At 42.2% G+C, this 18838-nt stretch carries 13 protein-coding genes; 6 read left to right on the forward strand and 7 right to left on the reverse strand.

Annotated elements, in window-relative coordinates; translation table 11 throughout:
- Positions 1–113: 113 nt before the first annotated feature.
- The 5 genes from ppk1 to B050_RS0113000 form a co-directional block, all read right to left on the reverse strand.
- Positions 114–2267, reverse strand: a complete 2154-nt coding sequence (gene ppk1, locus B050_RS0112980) for a polyphosphate kinase 1 (RefSeq protein ID WP_018474362.1) — start codon at positions 2265–2267, stop codon at positions 114–116.
- Between the two features lie 111 nt (positions 2268–2378).
- Entirely contained in the window at positions 2379–4337 is a 1959-nt protein-coding gene (gyrB, locus tag B050_RS0112985; RefSeq protein WP_018474363.1) for a DNA topoisomerase (ATP-hydrolyzing) subunit B, read from the reverse strand.
- A 137-nt stretch (positions 4338–4474) separates the two neighbouring features.
- Complete coding sequence (locus B050_RS0112990; RefSeq protein ID WP_026235860.1) at positions 4475–4855, reverse strand: CoA-binding protein; 381 nt, start codon at positions 4853–4855, stop codon at positions 4475–4477.
- The gene (locus B050_RS0112995) at positions 4845–6422 is read right to left on the reverse strand and encodes an NAD(P)/FAD-dependent oxidoreductase (RefSeq protein ID WP_018474365.1); all 1578 of its coding nucleotides are present in this window, start codon (positions 6420–6422) and stop codon (positions 4845–4847) included. The genes B050_RS0112990 and B050_RS0112995 overlap by 11 nt, the downstream gene beginning before the upstream one ends.
- 286 nt (positions 6423–6708) lie before the next feature.
- Positions 6709–7677, reverse strand: a complete 969-nt coding sequence (locus tag B050_RS0113000) for a tryptophan 2,3-dioxygenase family protein (RefSeq protein WP_018474366.1) — start codon at positions 7675–7677, stop codon at positions 6709–6711.
- Positions 7678–8061: 384 nt separating this feature from the next.
- Between B050_RS0113000 and B050_RS0113010 the strand changes: the two genes are divergently transcribed.
- Entirely contained in the window at positions 8062–9270 is a 1209-nt protein-coding gene (locus B050_RS0113010; RefSeq protein WP_018474368.1) for an acyl-CoA dehydrogenase family protein, read from the forward strand.
- 9 nt (positions 9271–9279) lie between these two features.
- Here B050_RS0113010 and B050_RS0113015 read toward each other — a convergent pair whose 3' ends face one another.
- Positions 9280–10380, reverse strand: a complete 1101-nt coding sequence (locus B050_RS0113015; RefSeq protein ID WP_018474369.1) for a DUF1573 domain-containing protein — start codon at positions 10378–10380, stop codon at positions 9280–9282.
- A gap of 71 nt (positions 10381–10451) precedes the next feature.
- Here B050_RS0113015 and trpS point away from each other — a divergent pair, with 71 nt between their 5' ends.
- From trpS to B050_RS0113035, 4 genes are all read left to right on the forward strand, one after another.
- The gene (gene trpS, locus B050_RS0113020) at positions 10452–11426 is read left to right on the forward strand and encodes a tryptophan--tRNA ligase (protein ID WP_018474370.1); all 975 of its coding nucleotides are present in this window, start codon (positions 10452–10454) and stop codon (positions 11424–11426) included.
- Between the two features lie 168 nt (positions 11427–11594).
- A complete protein-coding gene (locus B050_RS0113025; RefSeq protein ID WP_018474371.1) occupies positions 11595–12995 on the forward strand; it encodes an MBOAT family O-acyltransferase in 1401 nt (466 codons plus the stop codon).
- Between the two features lie 11 nt (positions 12996–13006).
- The gene (locus tag B050_RS0113030) at positions 13007–13963 is read left to right on the forward strand and encodes a hypothetical protein (protein ID WP_018474372.1); all 957 of its coding nucleotides are present in this window, start codon (positions 13007–13009) and stop codon (positions 13961–13963) included.
- Positions 13964–14045: 82 nt separating this feature from the next.
- On the forward strand, positions 14046–16088 hold the full coding sequence (locus B050_RS0113035) for a polysaccharide lyase family 8 super-sandwich domain-containing protein (RefSeq protein WP_018474373.1): 2043 nt from the start codon (positions 14046–14048) through the stop codon (positions 16086–16088).
- Positions 16089–16376: 288 nt separating this feature from the next.
- Here the strand turns inward: B050_RS0113035 and B050_RS0113040 are convergent, their stop codons facing one another.
- The gene (locus B050_RS0113040) at positions 16377–16799 is read right to left on the reverse strand and encodes a hypothetical protein (protein WP_018474374.1); all 423 of its coding nucleotides are present in this window, start codon (positions 16797–16799) and stop codon (positions 16377–16379) included.
- Positions 16800–17110: 311 nt separating this feature from the next.
- Here B050_RS0113040 and B050_RS0113045 point away from each other — a divergent pair, with 311 nt between their 5' ends.
- On the forward strand, positions 17111–18838 hold the full coding sequence (locus tag B050_RS0113045) for a phospho-sugar mutase (protein WP_018474375.1): 1728 nt from the start codon (positions 17111–17113) through the stop codon (positions 18836–18838).

An 18838-nucleotide genomic window follows, 5' to 3' on the forward strand; every position in this document is an offset into this window, starting at 1 on the left:
ATTAGGTGACGATTTATCATTTAAGATTCAGAAATGGAGTTTTCACCTATCAGCATAAAAAATCCCCATCACCCAATGGACGATGGGGATTTTTTATTGATAATAATCATTATTTAAACTTGGGCCTCCTTTACTGGCAACCGGACATTGTCCACGATGTCATGAGTAAGCTTATAGAATTCATGGTGAATATTGAAGGGTTCCTCCCCTTCCTCAGGGTGCTTAGCGCTATAGGTACCATCCTCTTGCATCATATAGGCATTTACATTATCCTTTAGGTTAAAGGCCAGAATATTCATCAATTGCTTCTCAAGGAAGGAATCTTGGACCCTAAACAGTGATTCAAGTCTTTTCTCAAAGCTTCTCACCATCATATCTGCACTTCCCACATAGGTGCGTGAGTCCCCATTATTATGAAAATGATAAATACGGCTATGCTCCAGAAAATCTCCCACGATGGAATAGACCTCGATATTTTCACTTAGCCCTGGTCTTCCAGGACGTAAGCAACAGATTCCTCTAATGATCAGCTTCACTGGAACCCCGCTTTGAGAGGCTCGGTACAGCGCATAGATGACCTCACTATCCTCCAGGCTATTGACCTTAATAAATATCCCGCAAGGGAGACCTTGGCGGGCATGCTCCGCTTCCTGCTCTATAAAATCAATCAACTGAGTTCGCATTCCCTGCGGAGCCGTAATCAGGTTTTTATAAGCAGTAGGCATAGAGTGGCCCGTAATTACATTAAAGAATTCCGAAACATCATTGGCAAGTACCTCATTGGTGGTCAATAGGCCAAGATCCGTATATAGTTTTGAGGTGTCCTCATTATAGTTGCCCGATCCCAAGTGCACAAAACGTGTCACCTTATTCTCATCTTTTTTGACAATAAGCATCAATTTCGTATGGGTCTTAAAATTACTCACACCATAGATTACAAAACAGCCAGCCTTTTGGAGTTTCTTAGCCTCCTGCATATTGTTTTCCTCATCAAATCGCGCTTTCACCTCAAAGAGTACGGACACGTGTTTGCCATTCTCGGCAGCTCGTAAGAGTGCCTGAGTAATTCTTGAGTTCCTAGCCAAACGGTAAATGGTCATCTTTATCGCCATCACGTTCGGGTCCTCAGCAGCCTTGCTTAGGAGATCCATGATAGGATCCATACTATTATAGGGATGATGAAGTAGCACATCCTTCTGCTTAAGCACCTGGAAGATATCCTGACTGCTAGTCAATGGATAGCTGAGCGGTGGCACCTGCATTGGTGGCTGGTGGATACGGTCCTTAAACCTGCGGTTGCCGATGATTTGCCAAAAACTGGTAAAGTCCAGCATGCTATGCTGCCTGATCTTGAAAATGCTATCATTCTGCAAATTCCAGCGATCTTTCAGCAGGTTCATCATCCATTTGCTATAGCCTTCTTCCACTTCCACTCGCACCACTCTGCCGGTCTTCCTCTCATTCAGCTTTCTCTTTACTTCCTCAAGGAAGTTAGAGTCCATATCCTCAGTTTCTTCCAGTGTAAAATCCCCGTTACGGGTGATTCTGAAGAGATTAATGGACTCAATGATTACATTACGAAAAAGGGAAACGATATGCTCACGAATCACTTCCTCAATGGGCACATAAACCACTTCTTCCTCTCTTTCGATTTCAAAGAAACGAGGGATGTTAGATGGAATCTGCACGAATGACAATTTCCGATTGTCTTTTTTCTCCCCTGGATTGATGGTCACCACACCAAAAATCAACAGTTTATTCATTAGAATAGGAAAAGTATGGTATCCATCAAAGACCATTGGCGTAAGCATAGGATATACCGCCTTATAAAAATACTCTTTGATAACATCCTTTTCCTCATCACTAAGGTTTTTCACATTGCTAAGCTCGAAGCCTGCCTCTTTGGTGTTTGGGAGGATCTCATGGAGAAAATGATCATGCTGAGCAAAGTGGAAGGCCTGAGCATCATCCATCAGTTTCACCTTAAAAGGTTCCTCACGAAGTCCGGAATAATCGATGCGTTCCTTTTCATAATCAAGGTAATTATACAAGGAACCTACACGGATCATAAAAAACTCGTCCAAATTTGAGGCAGTAATCGCCAAAAACTTAAGTTTCTCAAAGATAGTTCGTGACGCCTTCTGGGACTGATCCAGTACCCTATAGTTGAACTTCATCCAACTGAGGTCTCGGCTAATCAGGTCACTACTTTGGATTTTCACTTCCATCTTGTCCCTTTCTTGGGCCTCCATAGTATGCTGCTCCATGTTTCTCTAGGTTCTTTATTTGATGTGGAAAAATACTTATAAAAAAGGAGAAATAATATACGTAAAAAGGGGCATAAAGCCCCCGTAAGTTAAATTTGTATTACCAATTTATTAGGTATCAATTTTAGCGTACTTCGCATTTTTTTCAATAAAGTCACGACGAGGCGCCACCTCATCGCCCATCAGCATGCTAAACAAGTGATCTGCCTCAGCGGCAGAATCAATGGTTACCTGCTTCAAGGTACGCGTACTTGGATCCATCGTGGTAGTCCACAGCTGCTCAGGGTTCATTTCTCCAAGCCCCTTATACCGCTGTATCCCCACACTCTCCAGCTTACCATCTCCGGCCATTTCTCTCATCAGCATCGCTCGCTCGTCTTCTGTCCAGCAATAACGCTCATCTTTGCCCTTCTTCAATAAATACAAAGGAGGTAAAGCAATATAAACGTAGCCGTTTTCGATCAACTTACGCATATACCTGAAGAATAATGTCAGGATCAATGTTCTAATATGGGATCCATCAATATCAGCATCCGTCATGATGATGATTTTATGGTATCTCAGACTTGATGCATCGAGCTCTTTATCATCATCCGCCGTTCCGAACTTAACGCCCAAAGCAGTTAGAATGTTTTTGATTTCGTCATTATCATAAATCTTATGCTCGTGTGCTTTCTCCACATTAAGGATCTTACCTTTCAGCGGGAGAATAGCCTGGAAATCACGATCTCTACCTTGCTTGGCAGAGCCACCAGCCGAGTCCCCTTCGACAAGGTAAAGCTCACATACTTCAGGATTGGTATTGGCACAATCGGCCAGTTTACCTGGCAGTCCGCCTCCCCCAAGTACATTCTTTCGTTGGACCATCTCACGCGCCTTACGCGCTGCGTGACGGGCTTGGGCCGCTAAGACCACCTTACCAACGATTATTTTTGCCTCTTTCGGATGCTCTTCTAACCAGTCACGAAGGGTTTCTGATACCGCACTATCCACGGCACTTACCACGTCGGAGTTACCCAATTTGGTTTTCGTCTGCCCTTCAAACTGCGGCTCCGCTACCTTCACCGAGATCACTGCGGTAAGGCCTTCACGGAAATCATCACCAGAAACTTCAATCTTCACCTTGTCCAGCATTCCGGACTTATCCGCATAGCTCTTCAGCGTTCGGGTAAGTGCTCTTCTGAATCCTTGCACGTGAGTTCCTCCCTCGTAGGTATTAATGGTATTCACATAGGATACCACATTTTCACTAAAAGAAGAGTTATAGCTCATCGCCACCTGTACAGGCACCTCGTTCTTCTCAGATTCTATATAAATAGGCTCTTGAATGATTTTCTCACGAGTCTCATCCAGATATTGTACAAACTCCACCAGGCCACCTTCAGAGTAGAACTCATCCGATTTTGGATTTCCTTCCTCATCCAATTCCCTCATGTCTTTCAGAGAAATGCTAATCCCTGCATTCAGGAAGGACATCTCTCTTAGACGGTTTGCTATGGTTTCGTATTTATACTCTAATGAATTGAAGATATCACCATCAGGTCGGAAGTGTATGGTGGTTCCGCGATTTTCGGTGGTACCTATTTTCCTCACATCATACTGAGGAACTCCACGGCTATATTCCTGCTCAAATACCTCACCGTTTCTATAAACCGTTGCCTTAAGCATGGTGGATAGTGCATTCACACATGATACCCCCACACCGTGCAGACCGCCAGATACTTTATAGGTGTCCTTATCAAATTTCCCCCCTGCGTGCAGGACGGTCATTACCACTTCTAAGGCAGAACGCTGCTCCTTCTCATGAAGATCAGTTGGTATTCCCCGACCATTATCACTTACCTGGACGGAGTTATCCTCCATCACTGTTACTTGTATGGAATCACAATGTCCGGCAAGAGCCTCATCTATCGAGTTATCAACCACTTCCCAAATCAAGTGATGGAGGCCTTTTACCCCCACATCACCAATATACATGGCAGGTCTTTTCCTTACCGCTTCTAATCCTTCTAGAATTTGAATATTCCCTGCAGAATATTCCCCTTGGTTCGACGCTTGTTCTTTACTCATAATTGGATTTATAAAAGAATAAAGAGGAAATTATCTTCCCTCTCCAACTTCAGTTTCAACCTTTAATAATACGACATTTTTGGCAGATTTCAGCCATAAATAGCTAAAAAATAAGGACAAATTCACATATTTTAGGCCTAATATTGTCCAGTTCTTAACATTACCAAAGTACAAGCCACCACAGGCTCAATTCCCTCCTCACGCAACCTATCCATAAACCGCTGGTTTTCAGTACCAGGGTTGAAGATTATACGTTTTGGAGCTAGAGAAATCAGGTATTCCTCCCATTGGGTTTGGTTAGTTGGGTTCACATATAGGGTAATCGTGTCCACTCCTTCCACGGCTGGCTTGTCCGCCAGCAACTGAAATTCATGTCCTGCTACCTCCCCCTTTCGGATACTCAGAGGGACAATATCATGACCATAATCCAAAAGCATTTTTGCTGCCATATAGGCGTATCGCGAAGGATTTGAACTTGCGCCAATGATTACCGTGCGCTTATTTGTCTTAGTTTCCATATTTTTCCATTAGTTTTTCTGCACATCTTTCTCCATCCATAGCAGCAGAAACAATGCCACCTGCATATCCGGCACCTTCTCCACAAGGATAAAGCCTGCGCAGCTCAGTGTGCTCAAAGGTCTCCTTGTCTCGAGGAATCCGTACTGGTGAGGAGGTACGACTCTCCACCCCTATTATCTGAGCATCATTCGAAAGATAGCCTCGCATCTTCTGACCGAAGCCTCTGAAAGCCTGCTTCAAGCGCTCTGCGATAAAATCAGGAAGCACCTCGTCCATCGCGGCGGACACTAATCCAGGCTGGTAGGAACTGTCCAAAAGCGTGCTACTCACACGACCATCCACGAAGTCCTTCAGTCGCTGAGCCGGTGCAGTCTGCGTGGATCCACCTGCCTTCCACACCGCCTTCTCCACATCAGCCTGAAAATGCATAGCTCCCAACGCTCCCTCCTCACGATAAGCCTTCGGTAAGTCCTCAAGCTCCACAGCAGAAACAATACCCGAATTGGCAAATTTGCTGTCCCGGCGGCTGGGACTCATCCCATTCACCACCAACTCCCCAGGAGCAGTGGCTGCAGGAACGATAAACCCTCCAGGACACATGCAGAAGGAGAAAACTCCTCGCTGGATGCCATTCACCGTGGTTTGCTGAACCAGCGAATAAGCCGAAGCAGATAAATAAGGCCCTCGGTCCACCTTGCAGTTATATTGAATCTGATCGATGAGCTGTTGGGAATGCTCCACTCTCACGCCCAATGCAAAGGGTTTGGCTTCTATAAAAATATTCTTCCTATCTAATAATTCGAAAATATCCCTAGCAGAATGACCCGTGGCCAATATCACTCCCAGCCCTTCGATACGTTCTCCATCAGCCGTTATTACGCCTTTCAGCTCATTATCTGCGATAATAAAATCATTGACCTTGGTGTCAAAAAGCACCTCTCCGCCAGCTTGAATGATGCTTTCTCGGAGGTCAGCCACCAAGGCTGGAAGCTTATTGGTACCGATATGCGGATGAGCATCCACAAGAATATCCTCCCTGGCTCCATGAGCCACAAGTATCTCCAACACTCGACGTATATCTCCTCGTTTCTTGGATCGTGTATAGAGCTTACCATCCGAGTAAGTACCGGCTCCTCCTTCTCCAAAACAATAATTAGATTCTGGGTTTACCGTATGTTCTTTATTTATGGCTGCAAGGTCCCTCCTTCTACTTCTGACATCCTTCCCTCTCTCCAGGACGATGGGCCTGCCACCAAGCTCGATCACACGCAAGGCTGCAAACAAGCCTGCTGGACCCGCTCCGACAATCACCACCGGGTCTCCCTTACTCACATCAGAATACTCCTTCGTAGCAGTGATCCGGGGACTGGGTTTCTCATTGACAAATACCTCAAGGCTTAAGTTGACTTTTACCTGGCGGGAACGTGCGTCTATAGAGCGCTTATGAGGCCTAATATAGACCTCCTCCTGCTCACTAATGCCAGTGATCTTAAGCACTTCTTCTCTTAAATTTGCCTCATCAAAGGCTACCTCCGGTGGAAGTCTTAACTGTAATTCTTTTTTCATGTGTAAGGTTTTTATCCTTAAATATTTTATTGAAACAAATAACTATAAATCACTTATAATAAATAATTTACACCTCCTTTGCGGATCATTACTTTAAGCTTGATCCGGAACTATTAATAACAAATAAAAAAACCTGAATCCATGGAGGGAGATTTTCTATTCATCGTGGTAAAGCTTCTATTTTGGCGTAGCCAGAAATAAAATAAAAACGGCAGGATACAATCCCCTTATATGCAGAGCAGACTTAAGGCCTGTATCATGATTTGATTATAGAGATAAGCATAACTTAATCTTCCCTTCCAAAAACCTCATCCATAACCCAGCCTTTGCCCCACTCTTCCTGTTCTTTTTCGGTCCACAATTCTGGGAAAAATATCACTTTCTGGAAACGCGGAGGCAGGTATTTCTGCCAATTGGTCCCCCCAGTAGCTGCAATATCTCCCGGATCTTTATGAAGGTATTTTACGGCTGATTTATAATGGGCCAGGGGCCAATAAACATTCGCTTTCTGATCCAGACTCTTCATCAGAGAAGTCAGTTCCTCATCTTGATCTGGTAGATATTGATATATCTTCCATAAGTTGTTTTTTCTGTATTTAAGAATCAGATCCTTCAGCCTGCGTCCGTATTTCTCCTCAAAAGACTTAAGGGTCAAGGTTTTTTTGCCGGTGGCCAGCTCTTTAGCACCAAATTGCCAATATAGGATATCAAAAATACTATCCACATTGGTAAGGTTGATATCGCTATATTCCGCTCTTTCTTTAAGGTTTACCAGATTTTGGATTTCAGTAGCCATGATTTCAATGATACGATATTGGGCACTTTGGAAACCACTGGAAGGTAAAAGGGACATTCTAAACTTCAGGAACTGCTCTCTCTCCATCCCATTACCCATAACCGAAAAGGAGGAAATCAACTGGTCGAAATAGATGATAATCCTCTGGAGCCTTTGCTTCAGGAAGCTCAGCTCTATTTCCTCTGCATCACAGATCTGCTCCATTTCCCAAATGATCAGATTGAAATACAATTCGGTGATCTGATGGTAAACGATAAAAATCTTTTCATCCTTAAAAGAGGTCTTCGGCTGCTGTAGAGTCAGTAAGGTGTCCAAATTAATATAATCCCAATAGGTCAAATAGTCCGCATATAGCAACCCTTCCAAATAGGAAAGCATATCCTGACCCGATGCCTGATACTTATGATGCAGGGCTTTGATTTTTTCTATAATCTCCTGGGAAGGTTGTTCCTCACTCATAGTTTATTGTTAAATACGCAGCGTCAATAATGGTAATTTTTAGTCCTGATAGGTGCTTAGAATCTTTGCCAAACGCTAAATGGGTCATTCCATAAGTTAAATAATCAAACCATAGAAGCCTAATAGTGATCACCACGCAATTAGCTTGGCGATTTCGAATAGCGGGTAATACCAGCATAATAGCATTAGCCTGCGATCAGAAAATCAGATAATACCAATCTCCTCCTGAAAGTAATACTATATATCCTCAAATTGATTTATATTAACGAAGTAATAAAACACCAGCAAAGCAATAAAATCAAGGGGACAAAGTACAGCACATCCTAAATCAAGATACTATTTCACCACAAAACTCTGTCTAAAAACCCAATAAACCAAAATAATATGTCGTCAATATCACATTCAAATCCTCATAAACGAAATGATCCCTTTGATGGAGTGGATTTTTACCAAATTGATGATCTACTTCTTCCTGATCATCTGCTGGTAAGGGATTCGGTAAGGAAGTTTGTCAAAGAAAATATTAGTCCTTTCATAGAAGACTGGTGCCAGGAGGCGGTATTCCCGAAGGAAATGATTAAGAAATTTGGGGATTTGGGGGCATTTGGGCCTCAGATACCGGCAGAATATGGAGGAGGCGGGATGGATCAAATAGCCTATGGGCTAATCATGCAGGAAATAGAAAGAGGAGATTCTGGGATGAGGTCCACCGTTTCGGTGCAAGGTTCCTTGGTGATGTACCCTATTTTTAGTTTTGGGAGCGAAGCTCAAAAGAAGAAATACTTACCCAAGCTGGGCTCCGGGGAATGGCTGGGTTGCTTTGGACTTACCGAGCCCAATCATGGCTCAGATCCGGGAGGCATGGAAACTCATTTTACCGAGGAGGAGGATCATTATATTTTAAATGGAGCAAAAATGTGGATTTCAAATGCTCCACTGGCAGATGTCGCGGTGGTTTGGGCCAAAAATTCAGAAGGACGGGTGCACGGTTTGATTGTGGAGCGGGGCATGGAGGGATTTAGTACTCCTGAGACGCACCACAAATGGTCACTACGCGCCAGCAGCACCGGCGAATTGGTTTTTGATCAGGTGAAAGTCCCTAAAGAAAATCTGTTACCTGGCAAATCAGGTCTAGGTGCTCCACTAAAATGCCTGGACTCGGCAAGATATGGAATTGCCTGGGGTGCAGTCGGGGCAGCGATGGACTGCTATGATGTGGCACGAAGATATGCCCTGGAGCGTCATCAGTTTGGCAAACCCATTGCCTCTTTTCAGCTGGTACAAAAAAAATTGGCCGAGATGCTTACCGAAATCACCAAAGCTCAACTGCTCAACTGGAGACTGGGCAACTTAAAGGAAGCTGGAAAGGCAAGTACAGCACAAATCTCCCTAGCCAAAAGAAATAATGTAGCAATGGCGCTGAGCGTCGCCAGAGAAGCCCGCCAAATATTAGGTGCTATGGGGATTATTGGAGATTTCAGCATCATGAGGCATATGATGAACTTAGAATCTGTGATCACTTATGAGGGCACACATGATATACACTTATTGATCCTGGGTCAAGAAATCACCGGAATCCCTGCCTTTAAATAATGGGAGTAATTAAGGTTTGATCTTACTTTTCAGGACTATCGTACGAGTGGGATTGAGAGGGTCATTGCTGAATATGGTGACCATTTTATGATCTATCCCCAGTCTTCCGGATGGGTCAAATGTAAGACTGAGGTCCATCGATTCTCCTGGGCTCAAGGTGTATTTTGGAACCGAAAAGCTCATGCAATCGCAGTTGGACACAATCTTCCTGATATTAACCTCTTGCTTACTGCTATTACTGAGAGTGATGGTCTTCAGCACTTCCTTATCCGCAGGAATGCTCCCAAAGTCCACCTCTACCTGAGCGACCCCTAAGCGAGGCACCTCGTTTATTTGGCTTACCGGAACAGGGGCAAAATACTCGTGAATGGTAGTTAGCAGCCTTAAATTAACTGACTCAGGATTTAGCGCCTCAATATTGAAGGATATCTCTTCATCAAAAAAGCCAAAATCATCCTTCGCCAAGCCGTCATATGATATGGCCAGTAGGCCTCGGGATTTTGCTGGAACTATCGCTGGAATCAAGGCGATATTAATATGCTCGGGCAAGGAGAAACCTCCTCCATCCAAGGTAATAGGAAGGTCTTTGAAATTATAAAAATCAACATATTTCACTTTTGGAGAATTGGTAAACACTTCTCCCATATTGACTGAGCTAAATCTAAAGCCCAAGTCGCCTACCTTAAACTGATAATAATTGGAGGCATTTTCTGGAAAAGGAATATTAAATCCCTCTAAACTCAGGGTATCTCCGGCTGAATTTCTATTATTCCTCACAATAATTTCTTTATGAAACGCCCCACCAAAGCTAGTTGGCTGATAGCTTACTTCTATTTTACCTACCTGGTTGACATCGAGGGTGTCGGTCACAAAATCCACGGAAGTACAGCCACAATCTGTTTCGACCTCATTGATGATGATAGGTCCAGCGCCTTCGTTAGCCACAAAAAACGAGGCGGTGACCGTGCCATATTCCTCCATAACGGAGCCCAACTGGAGACTTTTCTGTTCCCAGTGGAGACTGGCATCATCAAGTTGTTGAGCCTGAAGTGAAAAGGCAGTGGCAAGGCCGAAAAAAATCAATAAAAGGGTGGTAGTCGGTTTTTTCATGTCCACAAATAACGGAAAAAATACGCCAGATTGTGTGCTAAATTATTTAATTTGCGTCAAAAATCTTATAAATGGCAAGAGTACTTACAGGAATACAGAGCTCCGGAAGGCCGCATTTAGGAAATATTCTTGGCGCCATCGTTCCGGCAATAGAGTTGACTTTAAAGAGCGACAATGATTCGTTTATTTTTATAGCTGATTTTCATTCATTGACCACCATTAAAGATGGAGAGCAGCGTCGGGAAAATGTCCGTGCTGTGGCAGCCGCATGGCTGGCTTTTGGATTGGACATCAACAAAACCACCTTTTACCGGCAATCAAGAATCCCGGAAATAGCTGAACTAACCTGGTACCTGAGCTGCTTCACTCCTTACCCTATGCTCGCCAACGCTCATAGTTTTAAGGATAAATCTGACAAACTATCTGATGTCAACGCGGGACTATTTACCTATCCCGTATTGATGGCCTCAGACATATTGATCTTTGATGCGGATATCGTCCCTGTGGGCAAGGACCAACTGCAGCACTTAGAGATGACACGCGATATCGCTAGTGCTTTTAACCATAGAACAGGCGAGGAACTACTTACGCTGCCTGAACCTAATATAAATGAGGAGGTGATGATCATCCCAGGCACCGATGGCCAAAAGATGAGCAAGTCCTATAATAATTATATAGACCTATTCCTTCCTGCCAAGCAGCTTAAGAAGAATATCAATAGCATCATTACCGATAGCACCCCCTTAGAGGAGCCCAAAGATCCTGATACCTGTAATGTATTTAAACTCTATAGTCTAATCGCTAGTAAAGACCAAATCAAGGCCTTGAGAGAAAAATACCTTGGAGGTAATTTTGGTTATGGTCATGCGAAGAAAGAATTTATGGATTTGATCTTAGAAAAATACGCCAAAGAAAGAGAGACATTTGATTACTATATGAATCATCCGGAGGAACTGGAGTCCCGGCTAGCGGAGGGAGAAGCGAAGGCTCGCGAAGTTGCTCAACTGACTTTAAATAAGGTCCGGGAAAAATTGGGATACAAATAAGAAAATTACCTAAGTAATTTACAGGCCATAACCTACCAGTTATGGCCTTTTTTGTGCGCTTATTACCAAAACCAAAAATATATTAAATACATTTTTCATAATATTTAATACTTTTTATTACATTTAAACGTAGTAAATGAACAATATATTATTTAAACCACCACCGTTATGCTGTTCAACTCGATAGAATTCGTTTTCTTCCTACCTATTGTGTTCCTTGTCTATTGGGGACTTCTCAAAAACTCAATTAAAGGGCAGAACATCTGGCTCTTTTTAGCAAGTTATTTCTTCTATGGATGGTGGGATTGGAGATTTCTATTTCTGATATTCTTCAGTTCCATTGTAGATTATACCATTGGCCTCAATATGGCAAAGACCAATGAGCCTAGCCGGCGAAAGCTATTGCTCTATTTGAGCTTATTTATCAATCTAGGCTTCTTGTGTTATTTCAAATATTTCAACTTCTTTCTTGATAGTTTTGAAGGAGCCTTTACATTCTTTGGAAACCCTATAGGTTCCAGCAGGCTAAATATTATCTTACCAGTGGGTATAAGCTTTTATACTTTCCAGACTTTAAGTTATACTATTGATATATACAAAAGGGAGATGGAACCCACCAAGGATATTATCTCCTTCTTTACTTTTGTGAGTTTCTTTCCTCAGTTGGTTGCAGGCCCTATCGAAAGGGCGAGTCATTTATTACCGCAATTTTCTCGTCCACGAATATTTGACTATAGCAAAATCTCAAATGGAGCCAAGCTTATGTTATGGGGATTATTTATGAAGGTGGTAGTAGCAGATCGGTTGGCCCTTTATGTGGACGATGTATATGTAGAGCTAGTTAATCACTCCTGGCTAACGCTCTTTACCGCTCATGCTTTCTTTGCCTTTCAGATCTACTGTGACTTTGCCGGCTATTCTCTGATTGCCATTGGCTGTGCTAAGCTATTTGACTTTGATTTGATGGAAAACTTCCGTCGTCCCTATTTCGCTACCTCCTTCAAATCGTTTTGGAGCAGATGGCATATTTCTCTTTCCACTTGGTTTAGGGATTATGTCTATATCCCCATGGGCGGAAATAGAAGGGGGAAATTCTATGCAGGTGTAAATTTACTATTGACCTTTATCATCAGTGGCTTTTGGCATGGAGCCAACTGGACCTACATCATCTGGGGAGGGCTTCACGGAAGTTATCAGATCTTCGAAAAGTACGGGCCAAAAGTAAGATTACCTAATGCTATCAATTGGATTATAGTCTTTTCCCTTACCTGCTTGGCATGGGTGTTTTTCAGAGCGCCATCAGTTTCAGATGCCTTCCTTATATTGGAGCGCATCGTGACTTTTCAGGGCTCGGGCCTGTATTTTGGGGATAAAGGAATCTTTCTATTTAGCTTATTTAGCTTAGGGGTATTATTACTGCATGATTATGTAGTGGAATTCAAGCCCCACTTCCAATTGATTTATCACCCTAGGCCTATCATACGCTATGCTATCATTATAGCCTTAATGATTTATATTACCTCTTTTGGGGTATTTGATGAAAGCCAGTTTATCTATTTCCAATTTTAACAACCGCCACTATGAAAAAGTTATTTGTCAAAGGTCTGATTATTATTATAGGATTTTTCATGATTGATTTCGTTGTAGGTCATGCATTGGAATTCATCCTAAAGAACTCCCCTGACGGAAGATTCTACAAGACGCACTATTCCCTAGAAAGATCCAAAGAGGAAATCATCATTTATGGCAGTTCCAGAGCCGAAGGAAACTATGTGAGCCAGATATTTGAAGACTCGCTAGGCATGAGCTGCTGGAACTCAGGAAGAGGGGGACAAAGCTTACCTTATATGTATGCTGTAAACCAAGCCATTATTCAACATCACAGTCCTAAAATTGCCATTATAAATGCCGAAAGTTGGTTTTTGGAAAACTATGATCATGACAACCCGTTCTTTGATCGCGCAGCAGGATTATTAAGGCCCTTTTATTATGACCATAAGGAAATCCAAGCCGTCATTAATGAAGTTTCCTATGCAGAACCCTTTCTAAATCTCTCTAGCTTATATGCCTATAATTCATCGTATTATTATCTATTGAGGCCTTATGCATTCGAAGGAATAGACGGCAAAATAGAGGACAAGGGATGGAAACCTAAAACAGGAGTGCTCAACCCAAGTGGTAAGCCACTGTCTATCCTCAACACGGATAATAAAATAAACCCCATCTATAAAAAATTCTTTGATGACTTTATACATCAGCTCAATTCCAGAGGAACCAAAGTTTACCTGGTTATTTCCCCGGATTATAATAAAAAAGTGATTAATACATCCACCATAGAGTATTTTAAATCATTGGACAATATAGTGCTACTAGACCACTCCAATAATGAAAAGTACACAAAAAATCACCTGTACTTCAATGATCAAAATCATCTAAATGAAAAAGGAGCACGAGAATTCTCGAATGATTTGGCACTTACTATCGCCTTGGACATGTCTTCAAATTACTTGCAAAAGTCAACTTTAGCTATTAAATAGCACTGCAAATCACAATGCTCTCATCAAGATATGGGAGTATTGTGATGATTCTTGCCATCCATTACCCCTTAAAAAATCTGGAATGCTTTTCCAAACTATCTCACTTAGCTCCTGGAGCACAAATTGCAAAATCCTGATTTTTGGACTCCTCTGCCTCCTTAGCTCGGGGACACTCGACGCGCAGGATTTATCCCCCGTCCTCCAAAAACACCGGGAATTATTGCTCAAAAACAGGGTGAAAAGTGGGAATATGGATAATTATATCAAAAATTTCAATCTACAGGAAGGTGCTTGGAGTGATTTAAATTATCAGGATAAAGACAAAACCGGTTGGGATGTGACCACCCACCTCTATCGATGTAGGTATCTGTCTTACGCCTATGCCAATCCCTCTTCAGGCTACCATAATAGTCCAAAAATCCTAGCCATCCTCAATTCAGCATTGGATCATTTCCTCTCTATCGGTTATAAAAATCGTAATTGGTTTCCGATGGAAGTTTCCATTCCCAGTGTCCTATTGGATGTGGAAATCTTACTTGGGGATGAGCTCTCAGCTAGTAATAAGCAGAGGATGAATGAATTTTGCTCCCATGTGAAAATCTATAAATCTGGAGCCAATTTAATTTACCTAGGCAATAATGTGCTTCATTATGCTCTATTGACGGGAAATGAGGCTTTGGCAGAGGAGGCAGTAACTAAGATGCTGGGAGAAATCACCCGTGGATCCGCTACTGCCATCCAGGATGATTATAGTTTTTACCACCATAAAGAACGATTACAGCAGTTTTCCTATGGAGGAGCATTTTTACAAATAAGTAGTCAGCTGGCATGGGAATTATCAGATTCCAAATACGCTTTTCCCGCAGACAAGGTGGACATTTTGAGGCAATTTATGCTCCAAGGAATGCGCTGGATGGTGAGAGGCAAATACACCGTCCCTCCTACTATTGATCGAGCTGCCAGCCGCAAAGAGTCCTTAAGCAGCACTATTTCTATTGAGACCGTGGAGTTTTTGGAGGACTTGGACCCAGCCAATAAAGCAGCCTATCAGCAGATGAAGGAGCAGCTTTCTTCCCCAAAAGCTATGTCGGTGATAGGCACAAGAGCCTTCTATAAGGGCGAGATCCTCACCCATCATACACGCGAGTTCAGTACCTTCGTCAAGGTCATATCCGACCGTACGCAGCCTGTAGAAAGCATAAATGGAGAAAATACCCAAGGGAAATTTTCCAGTTTTGGAAATAACTTTTTCTTGAAAAATGGAAAGGAGTATTATGACTTAATGGCCTTTTGGAATTGGAATTTACAACCCGGGTTTACCTATTCACCCTCTGCCAATGCCATTATAAGAAAGCCCTTTTCAGGAGTTCTCGCCACCGAGGAGCTCGGTTTGGCATCGATGGACTATGCCTTGGAGGATGCTTCCCACAAACCAGTGCTGAAAGCTAAGAAAACATGGTTTACCCATGGGGATATCATGGTAGCTCTGGTAAGCGACCTGCAATCCTCTACTAAGGAGGTCAAAACTGCCATGGATCAATCTCGCTGGGCAGGCTGGGTGCAAACGAACGGAAAGAACCTTTCCTCCGCTCAGGGATATACTATGGACCAAGGCGAATTTGTATTCCATAATGGCTTGGTATATGGCACTGGACCTTCCAGCTTAATCTCCCTTGACTTGATCGACAAAAAGGCCTCCTGGGGCGATATAAATATCAAATATAAGGGCGAAAAGCCTCTTATGGATAAAGTTTTTCTGCCGTATATCAAGCAGAGCGAAGGTGATTTCTACTATTATATTGCGCCAGCAAGAAACCTTGGAGAGGCAAAGGCCATCCATTCATCAGCAGGGTTTGAAGTTAATATGAATAATGAGAAAGCCCAGATCATTCAGTTTTCTGAGGATATAATCGCTGGAGTAATTTGGGATTCCTCCTATAAAGTGATGCTTGGTAAGCATAGTGTGACTTTTTCGCATCCCAGCTACTTTATTTATAATAATGGAGACCTGACTTTTACCAACCCTAGCTCCGAAGTGCTGGAAATGGAGCTTACCATTGATGATAAACGAATAAAGGTAGTATTGGACAAATTGAATGGAAATACTAGAAGGATTCCAGAATAAAGAGAAAGCTAAAAGGTGCATAATATATTTATGCGTAAGAAGGCTCTAAAAATGTAAACAGATTTTGACCTATTTTCTTTTTAAAAAATCTATTAGCCCAATACCTAATAAGGGCTGCGCTATTAAGCAGTTCTATAGTAGGATTTTTCAGATCAATTCCTCGCAATAAATCTGCTATGAAAAGGAAAATTTATCCTTAAAAAAATCATGCTAGGAAGTCATGTTTTCAAAGATTCAGACATAAAAAAAAGGCAGGAATTTATACCTGCCTTTCTAAAATATATTTTTTTATCTGGATCTCCAGAGGTCTTTCATCATGGTTCCGTTGATTTGCATCACGAATCGGGTAGGATTAGGAATAAGTATAATCCGAACATCCTGGCCATCAAACTGTTCTGATTCGATAGGGACACCTTCTTTACCTTTCACCTCATAGGAGACTATACCTTTGGCATCGGGCAACATAGGCACGTATTTATTAGCCAAATAGGCTGAAGCCAATAGAATATCGGTATCAGAATCCAGCTTATCATAAATCTTCTCCAGCTCACCTTCTAGTTCATCGCCAAACTCCTCGTTAAAGTCGTCCTCCAAATCATGCAGTTCTTCCTCAATATCATCGTATTCAGCATCAGCATAAGTGAGCTTACTTAACTCTATTCTCTTCTCTACAATAGCGGTTAGGTCTTTATCTAACTTATTTAAATCCATTATCGTTTTTATTGGTTTTTGAATTGAAATATGAAGTTAGATAATCCTATAACAGATTCCAAAATTATGGGATTAGAAGAGGAATCTTTTTGAAGAAATTAACCAAAGTAATACCCGCCAGCCCCTAGTAATAAATGCCTAAAAACACCAATTATAAACTAGTCGGTATTTTACATAATAAATGCAATTTTTAGTATTTTGAATATAAAAAAAATATTTTTAAACTTTTTTTAAGGATATAGGATAGGTACCGATGGCATATACAGTAAATATGCTTAAATTAGATTTTCATATTTAGCTTTTTATTGAAAATGACAGATTCAACTATTAATAGCAAAGCCCAATCGTGGCTAAACAGTAACATCGATCAAGACAGTAAACTACAGATTCAAGCGCTGATAGACTCACCCGACTCTACTGAGCTAATCGATTGTTTTTACAAAGATCTGGAATTCGGTACCGGTGGGTTAAGAGGCATCATGGGCATTGGGTCCAATAGGATGAACGTCTACACCATTGGTATGGCCACACAAGGCTTGGCAAATTACCTGCTGCAATGCTTCCCTGGTGAAGATATCAAAGTAGCGATCACTCATGATTCTCGAATCAATAACACCCTATTTGCAGATACTACAGCCAATGTACTTTCCGCCAATGGGATCAAAGTAAAATACTTCAAGGAGATGCGTCCTACTCCAATGCTGTCCTATGCTATCCGGCACTATGGCTGCAAAAGTGGGGTCATGATTACTGCCTCTCATAATCCTAAAGAATACAATGGCTATAAGGCCTATTGGGATGATGGTGGCCAGATCGTAGCTCCTCATGATAATAATATCATCCTAGAAGTCCAAAAAATCAAGTCTATAGATGATGTGAAATGGGACAAAAACCCAGCTCTCATTGAATATATAGGAGAGGAAATGGACCTCAGTTACCTAAACGACATCAAAAAATTCAGCTTATCTCCCGAGGCTATTCTAAACCAAAAGGACATGAGTATTGTCTTCTCCCCCATTCATGGAGCTTCAGGAAAAATGGTTCCTGCCGCGATGAGGACTTTTGGCTTCGAAAACATCCATATTGTAAAGGAGCAAGCTGAGCCGGACGGTAATTTCCCTACGGTAATCTACCCGAATCCTGAGGAAGCTGAAGCGCTATCCATGTCCATCAACCTGGCTAAAGAAGTAAATGCTGACTTGGTATTGGCCTGTGATCCTGACGGTGACCGATACGCAGCGGCTATTCCTGATGGAAAAGGCGGTTATGAATTGCTTAATGGAAATCAAACAGGTACCATCCTAACCTATTATCTCCTCAATCAGTGGAGAGAAAAAGGTCAGTTTACAGGAAACCAATTCATGGTAAACACCATTGTAACCACCGAGCTGATTGAAGAAATCTGTAAAGGATTTGGCATTCCTTGCTATCGAGTACTTACTGGGTTCAAGAATATAGCAGCTATCATCCGCGACCTAGAAGGTAAAAAGCAATTTATCGCCGGTGGTGAGGAAAGCTACGGATACTTGGTAGGTGATGCCGTGCGTGACAAAGATGGCGTATCAGCCTGCGCCATGGTCGCTGAAGTGGTCGCTTACTATAAAGAAAAGGGCATGACCCTATTCGATGTATTGGCGGAGGTGTATGAGCAATATGGCTTCTATAAAGAGTCGCTTATATCTGTAACTAAAAAAGGTAAAGATGGCGCAGAGCAAATTCAGCAATTAATGCATGGATTCCGCACCAATCGTCCAGTGTCTATTAACGGTACTAAAGTGGTGAAGGTCATCGATGTCAAGGAAAGTAAAATTTACGATATCGTAAATGGCACCGAAGAAACCCTCGACATGGACAAATCTAATGTCATTCAGTTCTATCTAGAAGACGGTAGCAAAATATCCGCAAGACCTTCTGGCACCGAACCAAAAATTAAATACTATATTTCTGTAAACGAAAAACTTCCTAATCGTGGCGCGTATGAAGCCGTAGAAGCTTCTTTAACAGAAAAAATAGAGAACCTTAAGAAATTCTTTGGGTGA

It is taken from the genome of Echinicola pacifica DSM 19836 (assembly GCF_000373245.1).
GTDB classification, from domain to species: domain Bacteria; phylum Bacteroidota; class Bacteroidia; order Cytophagales; family Cyclobacteriaceae; genus Echinicola; species Echinicola pacifica.